Below are 12,941 nucleotides of genomic sequence, written 5' to 3'. Positions count from 1 at the left end.
ATCAGGCCGCTGGCAGCGGCTTCGGTGTTGGGCGCGGCGTATCACAGCCCGGACACCAGGGCGGCGGCCGTGTTGAGTGCTCGTGCCACCGACGCCTGCTCGACAGTAGCGGGCCACTCGTCCAGGATGCGGTTGGTGCGGGTCCGCAGCGACCGGGCGGGCGTGGGCGACATGACGACGTCGAAGGCAATGGCGGCGGCAGCTAGCTTGGCGTCGCGCCAGGTCAGCCCGGCCAGGGCGCCCTCGACCTGCAGGAGGCCGGCAAGCTCCTGCAGGACGGCTCGGAACGCGGCGCTGCCCGTGGCGGCCTCGGCGGCCTCGACGATCAGTTCCAGCGCGGCGGCTTCGGGGTCGGCGGGGTCAGCGGGTGGTGTGTACGTGGTGGTCATGGCCAACAGTTAACTCGCGGTGACACGGAATACCAAGGGGCACACCGGATTTCGAACTTATGCACACTTTCGCCGCGTATGCGCCAGAGTGTGCGTACGCACAGTCCCGCCCGCCGCGACCTGTGACTCAAATCACAACGCGGTTTCCTGGAGAACGGGCTGGTGCCCGCTCTTAGGCAGGTCAAACATATTCGGGCGTTCACCGTTCCGGGCTATGCTGCAAATCCCCATGACCAGGACAGCGCTACCTCGCGGCTACTCGCGAAATATGTCGAGCGGTTGATGTCCCGCTGATCAAGCCGTCGCAATAACGGCGCCGCCGGCGTGGTTCATACTGAATGCAACACGTGGGCTTCTCGTGTGGGCCGTTTTGACAGTGTTCCCCCTCGGAAAAGCGGGGACGGCGAGGTAGCAGGGATGACGAGGTTGGACTCCGTCGAGAGGGCGGTTGCCGACATTGCGGCCGGCAAGGCCGTCATCGTCATTGACGACGAGGACCGCGAGAACGAGGGCGATCTGATCTTCGCCGCCGAGAAGGCGACGCCGGAGATGGTGGCGTTCATGGTGCGCTATACCTCGGGATATCTGTGTGTGCCGCTGGACGGGGCGATCTGCGACCGCCTGGGGCTGCTGCCGATGTACGCCGTGAACCAGGACAAGCACGGCACCGCCTACACCGTCACGGTGGACGCGAAAGATGGTGTGGGAACCGGCATTTCGGCATCCGACCGCGCCACGACGATGCGGCTGCTCGCCAATCCCATCAGCGTCGCCGACGATTTCACCCGCCCCGGTCACGTGGTTCCGTTGCGCGCCAAGGACGGTGGCGTGCTGCGCCGGCCCGGTCACACCGAGGCCGCGGTCGACCTGGCCCGGATGGCCGGCCTGCAGCCCGCGGGCGCCATCTGCGAGATCGTCAGCCAGAAGGACGAAGGTTCGATGGCGCAGACCGACGAGCTGCGGGTGTTCGCCGACGAACACGACCTCGCCATGATCACCATCGCCGACCTGATCGAGTGGCGGCGCAAGCACGAGAAGCACATCGCCCGCATCGCCGAGGCCCGGATCCCGACTCGGCACGGCGAGTTTCGTGCCATCGGCTACGCCAGCATCTACGAGGAAGTCGAACACGTCGCGCTGGTGCGCGGCGAGATCGCCGGGCCGGACTCCGACGGCGACGACGTGCTGGTGCGCGTGCACTCCGAGTGCCTGACCGGTGACGTCTTCGGTTCCCGCCGCTGCGACTGCGGGCCGCAGCTGGACGCCGCCATGGCGATGGTCGCCCGCGAGGGACGCGGCATCGTGCTCTACATGCGCGGCCACGAGGGCCGCGGCATCGGCCTGATGCACAAACTGCAGGCCTATCAGCTGCAGGACGCCGGCGAGGACACCGTCGACGCCAACCTCAAGCTCGGATTGCCCGCCGACGCAAGGGATTACGGGATCGGCGCGCAGATCCTGGTAGACCTCGGCGTGCGCTCGATGCGGCTGTTGACCAACAACCCGGCCAAGCGCGTCGGGCTGGACGGGTACGGTCTGCACATCATCGAGCGGGTGCCGCTTCCCGTGCGCGCCAACGCGGAGAACATCCGTTACCTGATGACCAAGCGGGACAAGATGGGCCACGACCTGGCCGGGCTGGACGACTTTCACGAATCCGTCCACCTGCCAGGTGAATTCGGTGGTGCTTTGTGAGCCACCCCGCCGACGATGCAGAACGAAGTGATGCGCAGGAGCGGCGCCCATGAGCCCCGCCGAGGGGGTGCCGGAGGTTCCCCCGCTCGATGCGTCCGGCCTGCGACTGGCCCTCGTTGCGAGTACCTGGCACAGCGAGATCTGCGACGCACTGCTGGCGGGTGCCAGCAAGGTGGCCTCGGAATCGGGTGTCGACGACCCGACGGTGGTCCGGGTGATCGGCGCGATCGAGATTCCGGTGGTGGCCCAGGAACTTGCCCGCAACCACGACGCCGTCGTCGCGCTGGGCGTCGTGATCCGTGGGCAGACACCGCATTTCGAATACGTCTGCGATGCGGTGACCCAGGGCCTGACCCGGGTGTCGCTGGACACTTCCACACCGGTGGCCAACGGGGTGCTGACCACCGACACCGAGCAGCAGGCACTGGACCGCGCCGGCCTTCCGGAATCGGCCGAGGACAAAGGGGCCCAAGCCACGCTGGCCGCCCTGACCACCGCGCTGACCCTGCGTGAGTTGCGCGCTCGGTCGTGACTGAGCCTCCCGACCGCGAGACCTGGGATGCGGTGTTGCGTCCCCACCGCACGCCGCTATTCGCCTATGGGGCTGCGGTGCTCATCGCCGGCGCGCACATCGTGGTGGGGCTGTTGCTCAAGGCGAGATCGACCGGCGTGGTTTTTCAGACTGCCGACCAGGTGGCGATCGCGGTGCTGGGGCTGGTCATCGCCGGCATCGTGCTGTTGTTCGCCCGCCCCCGGCTGCGGGTCGGGCCGTCGGGCGTATCGGTGCGAAACCTGCTGGGAGACAAGCTGATCGAGTGGCCCGATGTTGTCGACGTCTCGTTTCCGGTGGGCCACCGCTGGGCGCGCATCGATTTGCCGGACGACGAGTACATCCCGGTGATGGCCATCCAGGCCGTCGACAAGGGCCGCGCGGTGGAGGCCATGGACACGGTGCGCGCGTTGCTGACGCGCTATCGGCCGGACCTGCCGGCCTCCTGAGCGCCGTACAGGCCGGCGGGCTCGCTGCGTACCCGCAGCGGCCCGCCGCCTGACTACCTAACGCTTGAGTCGGAGACCCGTATCGGAGGCACTCAGTATCGGGTGCAGTCCGTCATCATCTGCTGGAAAATCGGCAGGGCCTGCTGGGCCCCCTGGTTGTGCTCGATCGCGTGCAGCAGGTTCACGCGCTGATCGGGCGACGACGCCAGGTACTGCTGCAAAAACTGCTGGTTCGGCGGCGACTGGTCGAGGTACTGGGCGGCCATCGGGTTCTCCGCGTGCACGGCCCGCATCGCCTGGTCGTAGCTACAGGTCGTGTTGATCATCGGACCGTAATCGGGGCTGGCCGATGCGACCCCGGCCCCAGCGGTCGACGCCAAAGCCAAGCCGCCGACGGTGACGGCCAGTTTGGCCCACGAGCGCTTCATCATTTACGGACTCCCTCCATTGCTGTGCCCCCACTCTAACGTTGAGTTAGAGGCTTGGTAGCCAGAACCGGCGCCGCCCAAACCGCCGGCAACGCTTACGGGCCGCTCAGGGGGCGTCCGTCTGCCCCGGTTCCGCCCCCTCGCTTTCGGGGCCCCAGCTGCTCGGTAGCAGCGGCATCCGGGGTCCGTCGTCCAAGGAATCGGCGCCGATTGTGGTCAACCCCACTGGGGCCGCATCGGGCCCGCGGGCGGTGCCGGCGAACCCCAGGGGCCCCGCCCCCCGGTCCGACGCCGTCGCCGTGGTTTTGCCGGCGGCATCGGGCTCCGGGTCGGCGTCGAGGTATTCGTGGCGGCGGCCGGGGTCGATCAGGCCGGGCCGCTGGCGGCGCCGGCGGCGGGCCTGTTCCCGCCGGGCCGGGGCGATCGCCGCGGCCGCGGTGCCGGGTTCGGCCGATCTCTGCTGGGACCGCGCGCCGGCCGGGAGGTTCGCACCGGCGCCGATACCCGGCGGGCCGACGACGTAGGGGTAATCGAAGCCGGCGACGGCGGTCGCGGGTGGCGCCGCGGGCGCCGCGGCGGATGCCGGGGTCGCCGCCGGTGCGGGCGCGGGCGCCGCGGCCGGTGTTGCGGCCGGGGCGGGGGCGCTCAGGCCGGGCGCCATCGCGACGGGCGCTCCGGTGTGGGACGGCGCCGGCGCGGCCGCCGCCCCGGGCAGGGTGGGCGCGGGCGGCGCGACGCCGGCCAGCCCGGCCAGCCCCGCCAGGCCGGCCGCCCCGGCGACGGGGAGGAAGGGGACGATCAGCCCGACCGAGAGCTGAGTCAACTGCGGCACTTGGGGAATGAAGGTGTAAAGCGACTCGCCCGCCCAGTGCGGAACCTTGAGGAGTAGCGGGTCAGTCAGCAGGCTGTGGATGGCCGTGGACGGGTTGGACCCAGGCTGGTTCAGGTCCGTGGTGAGTTCTTGGGCGACCATCTGCACGCGATCTACCCACCAGCTCAGCTGATTTGCCCCCCCGCCCGCATCTTGGTTGGGGGGGTTGGCCAGCTGGATCGGCGGGGGTGGCGCGGTGGGCGGGACCCACGTCATCGCGGTCTGGGACACCGCTTCATACATCGCCATCGCGGTGGCTGCCCGCAGCCACATCTGCAAATACTCGAACTCGTTTTGCGCGATCGGAATCGTATTGACACCAAGGAAATTCGTCGCTATCAGGGAGGCGTTCAGGGCTTTGTTGGCTGCTATCTCTGCCAGTGTCGGCATGGCCGCCACCGCGGCGTTGTACGCCGCGATCACGGTGTCGTGCTCGAGGGCCGCCGCCGTGGCGTTGGCGCTGTTCTGTAAAAGCCAGGCCAGGTACGGCACGTGCGCGGCCACGAACTTCTCCGCGGTGGGACCCTGCCACGTCCCGGCCTGCACCTCGGCCAACAACTCGCTGAGTTCGGTAGCCGCCGTGTCGTATTCGGCGCTCAAGTTCAGCCACGCCGTCTCCGAGTTCAACAACGAGGCGGGCCCCGGGCCGGTGGTGAGCGCCGCCGAATTCACTTCCGGTGGAAAGGCCGCCCAGATCGGCATCGTCATCGTTGGCCACCCTCGTCGTTGCGACACTGCGATTCGTTCGAAGGCTGCGGTCGCCGATGTCGCGTGGCAGTGACGAGGGCGGCCGCGGTGCGGACAGCGGTCCGCATGTCATGAAGCTTATCGCCAGAGTGTCCGCAAATACGGATACGATTCCCGACTTTCACCGGAAATGCGAAGGTATTTTTCAGTCAGTGGACAGCCGGGCAAGGAACCCGTTCAACAGGAGCGTCTGAACCAACCCCGTCTGCTGCGGGGCGCTCAGGCCGGGCAGCTCGCCGACCCGGAACGGCTCGGTGCTCGACGCGAGGAACCGCATCGCGGCCTCGTGGTCGAGGCCGGCGGCCACGGACAGCTGAGCGAAGTGCAGGACAACGCGATCGGCGGCGCGGGTCACCCGCGCGTAGAGCGGCTGGTGCTTGCGCACCAGCGTCCGGGCGTCGATTCCGGCCGTGTCGCTCACCCGCCCGACCGGCGGGCATCGGCCGCGCCGGACCAGGACATCCTCCAATGCGCCGAGGCCGTCGGCGACGATGTCGGGGCCCTCGACGGTGCGCAGGGTGTCGTGCACCAGGTCTTCCAGGCCGGCGCGGGCGCCCGCGTCGTCCAGGTGCCGCGGCGACAGGCGGGTGTGCAGCCGGGGGTCGCGCAAGCTCAGCGCGTAGAGCGCGTGCGTGACGAGCGTGAGCACGGTGGGTGCGTGCAGCCCGATCGTCAGATGGACGGATGGCTCCGAGCGCGTTTCGGCCGAATGCACTTGGCCGCGTGGCAGATACAGCACGTCGCCGGCGCGCAGGCACACGTCGGTCGCCGCCGCCGCCGGCCCGTCCGTCCCGACCCCTTTGCGGCTTTCGATCTCGTGCGGCGGCACGGGGGCGCCGGTGGACACATGCCACGTCTTGGATCCCCGGATCTGCAGGACCAGCACGTCGTGCGGGTCGTAGTGCGGGGCAAAGCCGGTGGCGTCGGGCGGCGTGACATAGGCGTTGACCCGCGTCGGGAAGTTCAGCTCGACCTCGAGGGAATGCGACAGCGTGGCGACCGTGCGCAGGTACCGCTCGAGGCCGTTCAGCACGATGGTGTACCCGTCGGCCAGGCCCTCGCGGGCGCGGTCCGGGTCGAGGCTGCCGTCGCCGCGGCGATAGCTCGCCGGATCCCTGTCCTGGCCGCCCTTCACCAGCCGCACGGCCGACGGCTCCGCTCGCATCTGCTCGAGGAGTTCGTCGGCCGCGGGCAGCAGGCCGTCGAAGTAGCCCGGCTCGCCACGCTGGATGTGGTGGTGCCTGATCGCCCAGATCTCGTCGAGGAACGCCTCGACCGAGACCGGCCGCAGCAACCAGGCGAGCGAGGACTCGGCGGCCACTGTTCCTCCCAACCCTTCCCGGCCTCCCCAACGTTCGTGGGCACCACAGTAGACCGGCGCCCCGCCTTTCTCGGCACGTCGTTCCCGGCTACTAGCCTGGATCTGTGCCAGATCCCGCCACGTACCGCCCGGCGCCCGGGTCCATCCCGGTGGAGCCGGGCGTCTACCGATTCCGGGATCCGCACGGCCGGGTCATCTACGTCGGCAAGGCCAAAAGCCTGCGCAGCCGGCTCACGTCCTATTTCGCCGACATCTCCGGCCTGCATCCGCGCACGCGGCAGATGGTCACCACCGCGGCCAAGGTCGAGTGGACGGTGGTCAACACCGAAGTCGAGGCGCTGCAGCTCGAATACAACTGGATCAAGGAATTCGACCCGCGGTTCAACGTCCGCTACCGCGACGACAAGTCGTATCCGGTGCTGGCCGTCACCCTCAACGAGGAATTCCCGCGGTTGATGGTCTATCGCGGCCCGCGCCGCAAAGGCGTCCGGTACTTCGGCCCCTATTCGCACGCGTGGGCCATCCGGGAAACGCTGGACCTGCTCACCCGGGTGTTCCCGGCGCGCACCTGTTCGGCGGGAGTGTTCAAGCGGCACAGGCAGATCGACCGTCCGTGTCTGCTGGGCTACATCGACAAATGCTCGGCGCCGTGCATCGGCAGGGTCAGTGCCGAACAGCATCGTCAAATCGTGGACGATTTCTGCGACTTCCTGTCGGGCAAGACCGACCGGTTCGCCCGCGAGCTCGAACAGCAGATGAACGCGGCGGCCGAGCGTCTCGATTTCGAGCGGGCCGCGCGGCTGCGTGACGACCTCGGCGCGCTGAAGCGGGCGATGGAAAAGCAGGCCGTGGTGCTCGGTGACGGGACCGACGCCGACGTGGTGGCCTTCGCCGACGACGACCTCGAGGCCGCGGTGCAGGTGTTCCACGTGCGCGGCGGCCGGGTCCGCGGTCAGCGCGGCTGGATCGTCGAAAAGTCCGCCGACCCGGGCGATTCCGGCGAGGAGCAGTTGGTCGAGCAGTTTTTGACGCAGTTCTACGGCGAGCAGGCCGAATTGGGCGGCGCCGCAGACGAATCGGTGAACCCGGTGCCTCGGGAGGTGCTGGTGCCCTGCCTGCCGTCCAACGCCGACGAGCTGACGAGCTGGTTGTCCGGCCTGCGCGGGTCCCGGGTCGTCTTGAGGGTGCCGCGGCGCGGTGACAAACGCGCGCTGGCCGAAACCGTGCAGCGCAACGCGAAAGAAGCCCTGCAGCAACACAAGCTGAAGCGGGCCGGTGATTTCAACGCCAGATCCGCTGCGCTGCAGAACATTCAGGAAGCCCTCGGGCTGTCCGAGGCGCCGCTGCGCATCGAATGTGTGGACATCAGCCACGTGCAGGGCACCGACGTGGTGGGCTCGCTGGTGGTGTTCGAGGACGGTCTGCCACGCAAATCGGACTACCGGCACTTCAGCATCCGGGAGGCCGCCGGACAGGGGCGCTCCGACGATGTCGCCTCCATCGCCGAGGTGACCCGGCGCCGCTTCGCGCGCCACCTGAGCGAGCAGAACGACCCGAATATGCTTTCGCCGGAAGGGAAGTCCCGCCGCTTCGCCTACCCGCCGAACCTGTACGTGGTGGACGGCGGCGCGCCGCAGGTCAACGCGGCCAGCGCGGTGCTCGAAGGGCTCGGCATCACCGACGTCGCGGTGATCGGGCTGGCCAAGCGGCTCGAAGAGGTGTGGGTGCCCTCGGAACCCGACCCCGTCATCATGCCGCGCAACAGCGAGGGTCTTTACCTGCTGCAGCGTATCCGCGACGAGGCGCACCGGTTCGCGATCGCCTACCATCGCAGCAAGCGATCCAAGCGAATGACGGCATCGGTGCTGGATTCGGTGCCAGGATTGGGAGAACATCGCCGTAAGGCACTGGTAAGCCATTTCGGATCGATAGCCCGCCTCAAGGAGGCCACCGTCGACCAGATCACCGCCGTTCCCGGCATCGGCGTCGCCACCGCCACCGCCGTCCTGGAGGCGCTGCGACCCGAGCAGGCCCCCGACGAGTCCAGGGCCGCGCAGTGACGGGTCCGGGCGAGTTGGCGGGGAATCACTCGGTGGACGCCCCGGCCGGTATCGACGTCGTTCTCGTGACGGGGTTGTCCGGGGCCGGGCGGGGTACGGCGGCCAAGGTGCTCGAGGATCTCGGCTGGTATGTGGCCGACAACCTGCCCCCGCAGCTGATCACCCGGATGGTCGACCTCGGCATGGACGCGGGGTCGCGCATCACCCAGCTGGCGGTGGTGATGGACGTGCGGTCGCGGGGCTTCACCGGAGATCTGGATTCGGTGCGCACCGAGCTGGCGACCCGAAACATCGCCCCGCGGGTGGTGTTCATGGAAGCATCCGACGACATGTTGGTGCGCCGCTACGAGCAGAATCGGCGCAGCCACCCGCTGCAGGGCGATCAGACGCTGGCCGAGGGCATCGCGGCCGAGCGCCGGATGCTGGCATCGGTGCGCGCCACCGCCGACCTGATCATCGACACGTCGACGCTGTCGGTGCGGGGCCTGCGCGAGACCATCGAGCGGGCGTTCGGCAATGACGCCGGCGCGACCACCAGCGTCACGGTCGAGTCGTTCGGTTTCAAGTACGGCCTGCCGATGGACGCCGACATGGTGATGGACGTGCGATTCCTGCCGAACCCGCACTGGGTCGACGAATTGCGCCCCCGCACCGGGCAGGATCCCGCGGTGCGGGATTACGTGTTGAGCCAGCCCGGCGCGGCCGAGTTTCTCGACGCCTACCATCGACTGCTATCTCTGGTCGTGGACGGCTACCGCAGGGAGGGCAAGCGCTATATGACGGTCGCCATCGGCTGCACGGGGGGGAAGCATCGCAGTGTCGCGATCGCCGAGCAATTGATGCAGTTGCTGAACGCCGATCACCAGCTGTCGGTGCGCGTGCTGCACCGGGATCTGGGCCGCGAATGAGCGAGCCGTTCAACCGGGGCATCGTCGCGCTGGGCGGCGGACACGGCTTGTACGCGACCTTGTCGGCGGCCCGCCGCCTTACCCCCTACGTCACCGCCGTGGTGACCGTCGCCGACGACGGCGGATCCTCGGGCCGGCTGCGCGGCGAACTCGGCGTGGTGCCGCCCGGCGACCTGCGAATGGCGTTGGCGGCCTTGGCTTCTGACAGCCCGCATGGGCGTCTGTGGGCGACCATCCTGCAGCACCGGTTCGGTGGCAGCGGCGCTCTGGCGGGGCATCCGATCGGCAACCTGATGCTGGCCGGCCTGTCGGAGGTGCTGGCCGATCCGGTGGCCGCCCTCGACGAGCTCGGGCGCATCCTGGGCGTCAAGGGCAGGGTGCTGCCGATGTGCCCGATCGCCCTGCAGATCGAGGCCGACGTGTCCGGCCTGGAAGGCGACCCGCGGATGTTCCGGGTGATCCGCGGCCAGGTGGCGATCGCGACCACCCCGGGCAAGGTGCGCCGGGTGCGGCTGCTGCCGGATCACCCCCCGGCCACCCGGCAGGCCGTCGACGCCATCATGGCCGCCGACCTGGTGGTGCTGGGCCCCGGCTCGTGGTTCACCAGCGTGATCCCGCACGTGTTGGTGCCCGAGCTGGCGGCGGCGCTGCGGGCGACGTCCGCGCGGCGCGCCCTGGTGCTCAACCTGGTGGCCGAGCCGGGGGAGACCGCCGGGTTCTCCGTCGAGCGTCATCTGCACGTGCTGGCCCAGCACGCTCCGGGATTCACAGTGCACGACATCATCATCGACGCCGACCGGGTGCCGAGTGAGCGGGAACGCGAGCAACTGCGCCGCACCGCCACCCTGCTGCATGCCGAGGTCCACTTCGCCGACGTGTCCCGACCTGGTACACCTTTACATGATCCAGGCAAGCTCGCGGCGGCCCTGGACGGGGTCCGGGCGGCCCGCAAGGGTCCGGAAGCGGCTCCGGCCACGGCCACCGCGGATATTCGGGTCGACGGTGCAAAACCACCACCAGGTGGGGATGGGCCCGCCGGCAGCGGACCAAGGGGTGACGACTCGTGGCGATGACGACCGAAGTCAAGGACGAACTGAGCCGCCTGGTCGTGAAATCGGTCAGCGCGCGCCGGGCGGAGGTCACGTCCCTGCTGCGGTTCGCCGGAGGGCTGCACATCGTGGGCGGCCGCGTCGTGGTCGAGGCCGAGGTCGATCTCGGCAATGTCGCCCGGCGGCTGCGCAAAGACATTTTCGAACTTTACGGCTACACCGCCGTCGTGCATGTGTTGTCCGCCAGTGGAATTCGCAAAAGCACCCGGTACGTGTTGCGGGTGGCCAACGACGGTGAGGCGCTGGCCCGCCAGACCGGGCTGCTCGACAACCGCGGCCGCCCGGTGCGCGGGCTGCCGGCCCAGGTGGTGGGCGGCAGCGTCGGCGACGCCGAGGCCGCGTGGCGGGGGGCCTTCCTGGCGCACGGGTCGCTGACCGAGCCGGGTCGGTCCTCGGCGCTGGAGGTCAGCTGCCCCGGCCCGGAGGCGGCGCTGGCGTTGGTGGGCGCGGCGCGGCGGCTGGGGGTCAGCGCGAAGGCCCGCGAGGTGCGTGGCGCCGACCGGGTGGTGGTGCGCGACGGCGAGGCGATCGGCGCGTTGCTGACCCGGATGGGCGCCCAGGACACCCGGCTGGTGTGGGAGGAGCGCCGGATGCGCCGCGAGGTGCGGGCCACGGCCAACCGGCTCGCCAACTTCGACGACGCCAACCTGCGCCGCTCGGCGCGCGCGGCGGTCGCGGCGGCCGCCCGGGTGGAGCGGGCGCTGGAGATCCTCGGCGACACCGTCCCCGACCATTTGGCCTCGGCCGGCAAGCTGCGCGTCGAGCACCGACAGGCGTCGCTGGAGGAGCTCGGCCGGCTCGCCGACCCGCCGATGACGAAAGACGCTGTGGCCGGCCGCATTCGGCGGTTGCTGTCGATGGCCGACCGCAAGGCGAAGATCGAGGGCATTCCCGACACCGAGTCGGCGGTGACGCCGGATTTGCTGGAAGACGCCTAACTGGTCGCGCGAATCGCTGTTCGCAAGGGGTGGCGGGGGCTACGGTCGGGGAATGAAACGGCTTTCGAGCGTTGATGCGGCGTTTTGGTCGGCCGAAACCGCGGGCTGGCACATGCACGTGGGGGCGCTGGCGATCTGCGACCCGAAGGAATGCTCCGAGTACAGCTTTGCGCGACTGCGCGAGCTGATCATCGAGCGGCTGCCGGAATTGCCGCAGTTGCGGTGGCGGGTCACCGGGGCGCCATTCGGCCTGGACCGGCCGTGGTTCGTCGAGGACGAGGACCTGGACCCCGACTTCCACATCCGGCGCATCGCGGTTCCGGCGCCCGGCGGTCGGCGCGAACTCGAGGAACTGGTGGGGCGGTTGATGTCCTACAAGCTGGACCGCGCCCGGCCGCTGTGGGAGATGTGGGTGATCGAGGGCGTCGAGGGCGGCCGGATCGCGTCGCTGACCAAGATGCACCACGCCATCGTCGACGGCGTCTCCGGCGCCGGCCTGGGTGAGATCCTGCTGGACGTCACGCCGGAACCGCGACCGCCGCAACAGGAGACGGTCGGATCGCTGGTGGGGTTGAATATTCCGGGCATCGAGCGGCGGGCGGTGGGCGCGCTCATCAACGTCGGCGTCAAGACGCCGTTCCGCGTCGCGCGGCTGGTGGAGCAGACCGTGCGCCAGCAGATCGCCACGCTGGGGGTGCGCAGCAGGCCGCCGCGCTACTTCGAAGCGCCCAAAACCCGCTTCAACGCGCTGGTTTCGCCACACCGGCGCATCACCGGCTGCCGCGTCGAACTAGCCCGCGCCAAGGTCATCAAGGACGCCTATGGTGTGAAGCTCAACGACGTGGTGCTGGCGTTGGTGGCCGGCGCCGCCCGCGACTACCTACTCAAACGCGGTGAGCTGCCTGCCAAACCGCTCATTGCGCAGATCCCCGTGTCGACGCGCACCGACGAGAACAAGGATGACGTCGGCAACAAGGTGAGCTCGATGACCGTCTCGTTGGCCACCCACATCGAAGACCCCGGGGAGCGGCTGCGGTCCATCCACGAAAGCACCCAGAACGCCAAGCTGATGGCCAAGGCGTTGTCTGCGCATCAGATCATGGGGCTGACCGAGACGACGCCGCCGGGGTTGTTGGGGCTGGCCGCGCGGGCCTACACCGCCAGCGGTCTGTCGCGAAACCTGGCCCCTATCAACCTGGTTGTCTCGAATGTGCCCGGCCCGTCGTTCCCGCTGTACATGGCCGGCGCCAAGCTCGATTCGCTGGTGCCGCTGGGGCCGCCGGTGATGGACGTCGCGCTGAACATCACCTGCTTCTCCTACACGGATTACCTCGACTTCGGCTTCGTGACGACGCCCGAGGTGGCCAACGACATCGACGACATGGCCGATCGTATCGAGCCGGCGCTCACCGACCTCGAAAAGGCCGCCGCGCGGGAGAACAGCCCCAACTAGGCCTGCTGCCAGGCGATCTCACG

At 69.1% G+C, this 12,941-nt stretch carries 12 protein-coding genes; 8 read left to right on the top strand and 4 right to left on the bottom strand.

Annotated elements, in window-relative coordinates; all coding sequences use genetic code 11:
* Nucleotides 1-41 precede the first annotated feature (41 nt).
* Nucleotides 42-389, bottom strand: a complete 348-nt coding sequence (locus P6281_RS16300) for an amino acid aminotransferase (RefSeq protein WP_201408352.1) — start codon at nt 387-389, stop codon at nt 42-44.
* A gap of 417 nt (nt 390-806) precedes the next feature.
* Between P6281_RS16300 and P6281_RS16295 the strand changes: the two genes are divergently transcribed.
* From P6281_RS16295 to P6281_RS16285, 3 genes are read left to right on the top strand one after another with little or no spacing between them, the layout of a single operon-like run.
* The gene (locus P6281_RS16295; protein ID WP_008258174.1) at nt 807-2,084 is read left to right on the top strand and encodes a bifunctional 3,4-dihydroxy-2-butanone-4-phosphate synthase/GTP cyclohydrolase II; all 1,278 of its coding nucleotides are present in this window, start codon (nt 807-809) and stop codon (nt 2,082-2,084) included.
* Nucleotides 2,085-2,133: 49 nt separating this feature from the next.
* On the top strand, nt 2,134-2,616 hold the full coding sequence (gene ribH / locus P6281_RS16290) for a 6,7-dimethyl-8-ribityllumazine synthase (RefSeq protein WP_008258173.1): 483 nt from the start codon (nt 2,134-2,136) through the stop codon (nt 2,614-2,616).
* Entirely contained in the window at nt 2,613-3,083 is a 471-nt protein-coding gene (locus P6281_RS16285) for a PH domain-containing protein (protein WP_014385263.1), read from the top strand. Before ribH ends, P6281_RS16285 begins: the two co-directional genes overlap by 4 nt.
* A 92-nt stretch (nt 3,084-3,175) precedes the next feature.
* Here P6281_RS16285 and P6281_RS16280 read toward each other — a convergent pair whose 3' ends face one another.
* From P6281_RS16280 to P6281_RS16270, 3 genes are all read right to left on the bottom strand, one after another.
* Nucleotides 3,176-3,514 (bottom strand): hemophore-related protein, encoded by a 339-nt coding sequence (locus P6281_RS16280; RefSeq protein WP_008258171.1) that lies wholly within the window; start codon nt 3,512-3,514, stop codon nt 3,176-3,178.
* A gap of 103 nt (nt 3,515-3,617) precedes the next feature.
* Nucleotides 3,618-5,090 carry a PPE family protein gene (locus tag P6281_RS16275; protein WP_014385262.1) on the bottom strand — a complete coding sequence of 491 codons (1,473 nt, stop codon included), beginning with the start codon at nt 5,088-5,090 and terminating at the stop codon, nt 3,618-3,620.
* A gap of 184 nt (nt 5,091-5,274) precedes the next feature.
* The gene (locus P6281_RS16270) at nt 5,275-6,450 is read right to left on the bottom strand and encodes a cupin domain-containing protein (protein WP_014942463.1); all 1,176 of its coding nucleotides are present in this window, start codon (nt 6,448-6,450) and stop codon (nt 5,275-5,277) included.
* Nucleotides 6,451-6,554: 104 nt separating this feature from the next.
* On the opposite strand from P6281_RS16270, the gene uvrC reads away from it, so the two are divergent.
* From uvrC to P6281_RS16245, 5 genes are read left to right on the top strand one after another with little or no spacing between them, the layout of a single operon-like run.
* The gene (gene uvrC / locus P6281_RS16265) at nt 6,555-8,510 is read left to right on the top strand and encodes an excinuclease ABC subunit UvrC (RefSeq protein WP_036459229.1); all 1,956 of its coding nucleotides are present in this window, start codon (nt 6,555-6,557) and stop codon (nt 8,508-8,510) included.
* Between the two features lie 14 nt (nt 8,511-8,524).
* Nucleotides 8,525-9,418 (top strand): RNase adapter RapZ, encoded by an 894-nt coding sequence (gene rapZ, locus P6281_RS16260; RefSeq protein WP_026071327.1) that lies wholly within the window; start codon nt 8,525-8,527, stop codon nt 9,416-9,418.
* The gene (locus P6281_RS16255; protein ID WP_009956168.1) at nt 9,415-10,491 is read left to right on the top strand and encodes a YvcK family protein; all 1,077 of its coding nucleotides are present in this window, start codon (nt 9,415-9,417) and stop codon (nt 10,489-10,491) included. The genes rapZ and P6281_RS16255 overlap by 4 nt, the downstream gene beginning before the upstream one ends.
* On the top strand, nt 10,488-11,465 hold the full coding sequence (gene whiA, locus P6281_RS16250; RefSeq protein ID WP_026071328.1) for a DNA-binding protein WhiA: 978 nt from the start codon (nt 10,488-10,490) through the stop codon (nt 11,463-11,465). The genes P6281_RS16255 and whiA overlap by 4 nt, the downstream gene beginning before the upstream one ends.
* A gap of 52 nt (nt 11,466-11,517) precedes the next feature.
* On the top strand, nt 11,518-12,918 hold the full coding sequence (locus P6281_RS16245) for a WS/DGAT/MGAT family O-acyltransferase (RefSeq protein ID WP_324738431.1): 1,401 nt from the start codon (nt 11,518-11,520) through the stop codon (nt 12,916-12,918).
* Nucleotides 12,919-12,941 lie beyond the last annotated feature (23 nt).

The organism is Mycobacterium sp. 5-140-3-2, from assembly GCF_035666375.1.
Lineage (GTDB): Bacteria > Actinomycetota > Actinomycetes > Mycobacteriales > Mycobacteriaceae > Mycobacterium > Mycobacterium intracellulare.
Note: the sequence above shows the minus strand (reverse complement) of the source record. Positions and strands in the feature narration are given on the sequence as shown.

Coding starts and splice junctions, on each gene's coding strand:
- P6281_RS16280 (WP_008258171.1), bottom strand. CDS start 3,514: ATGATGAAGCGCTCGTGGGCCAAACTGGCCGTCACCGTCGGCGGCTTG.
- P6281_RS16295 (WP_008258174.1), top strand. CDS start 807: ATGACGAGGTTGGACTCCGTCGAGAGGGCGGTTGCCGACATTGCGGCC.
- P6281_RS16245 (WP_324738431.1), top strand. CDS start 11,518: ATGAAACGGCTTTCGAGCGTTGATGCGGCGTTTTGGTCGGCCGAAACC.
- P6281_RS16275 (WP_014385262.1), bottom strand. CDS start 5,090: ATGACGATGCCGATCTGGGCGGCCTTTCCACCGGAAGTGAATTCGGCG.
- P6281_RS16255 (WP_009956168.1), top strand. CDS start 9,415: ATGAGCGAGCCGTTCAACCGGGGCATCGTCGCGCTGGGCGGCGGACAC.
- ribH (WP_008258173.1), top strand. CDS start 2,134: ATGAGCCCCGCCGAGGGGGTGCCGGAGGTTCCCCCGCTCGATGCGTCC.
- whiA (WP_026071328.1), top strand. CDS start 10,488: ATGACGACCGAAGTCAAGGACGAACTGAGCCGCCTGGTCGTGAAATCG.
- P6281_RS16300 (WP_201408352.1), bottom strand. CDS start 389: ATGACCACCACGTACACACCACCCGCTGACCCCGCCGACCCCGAAGCC.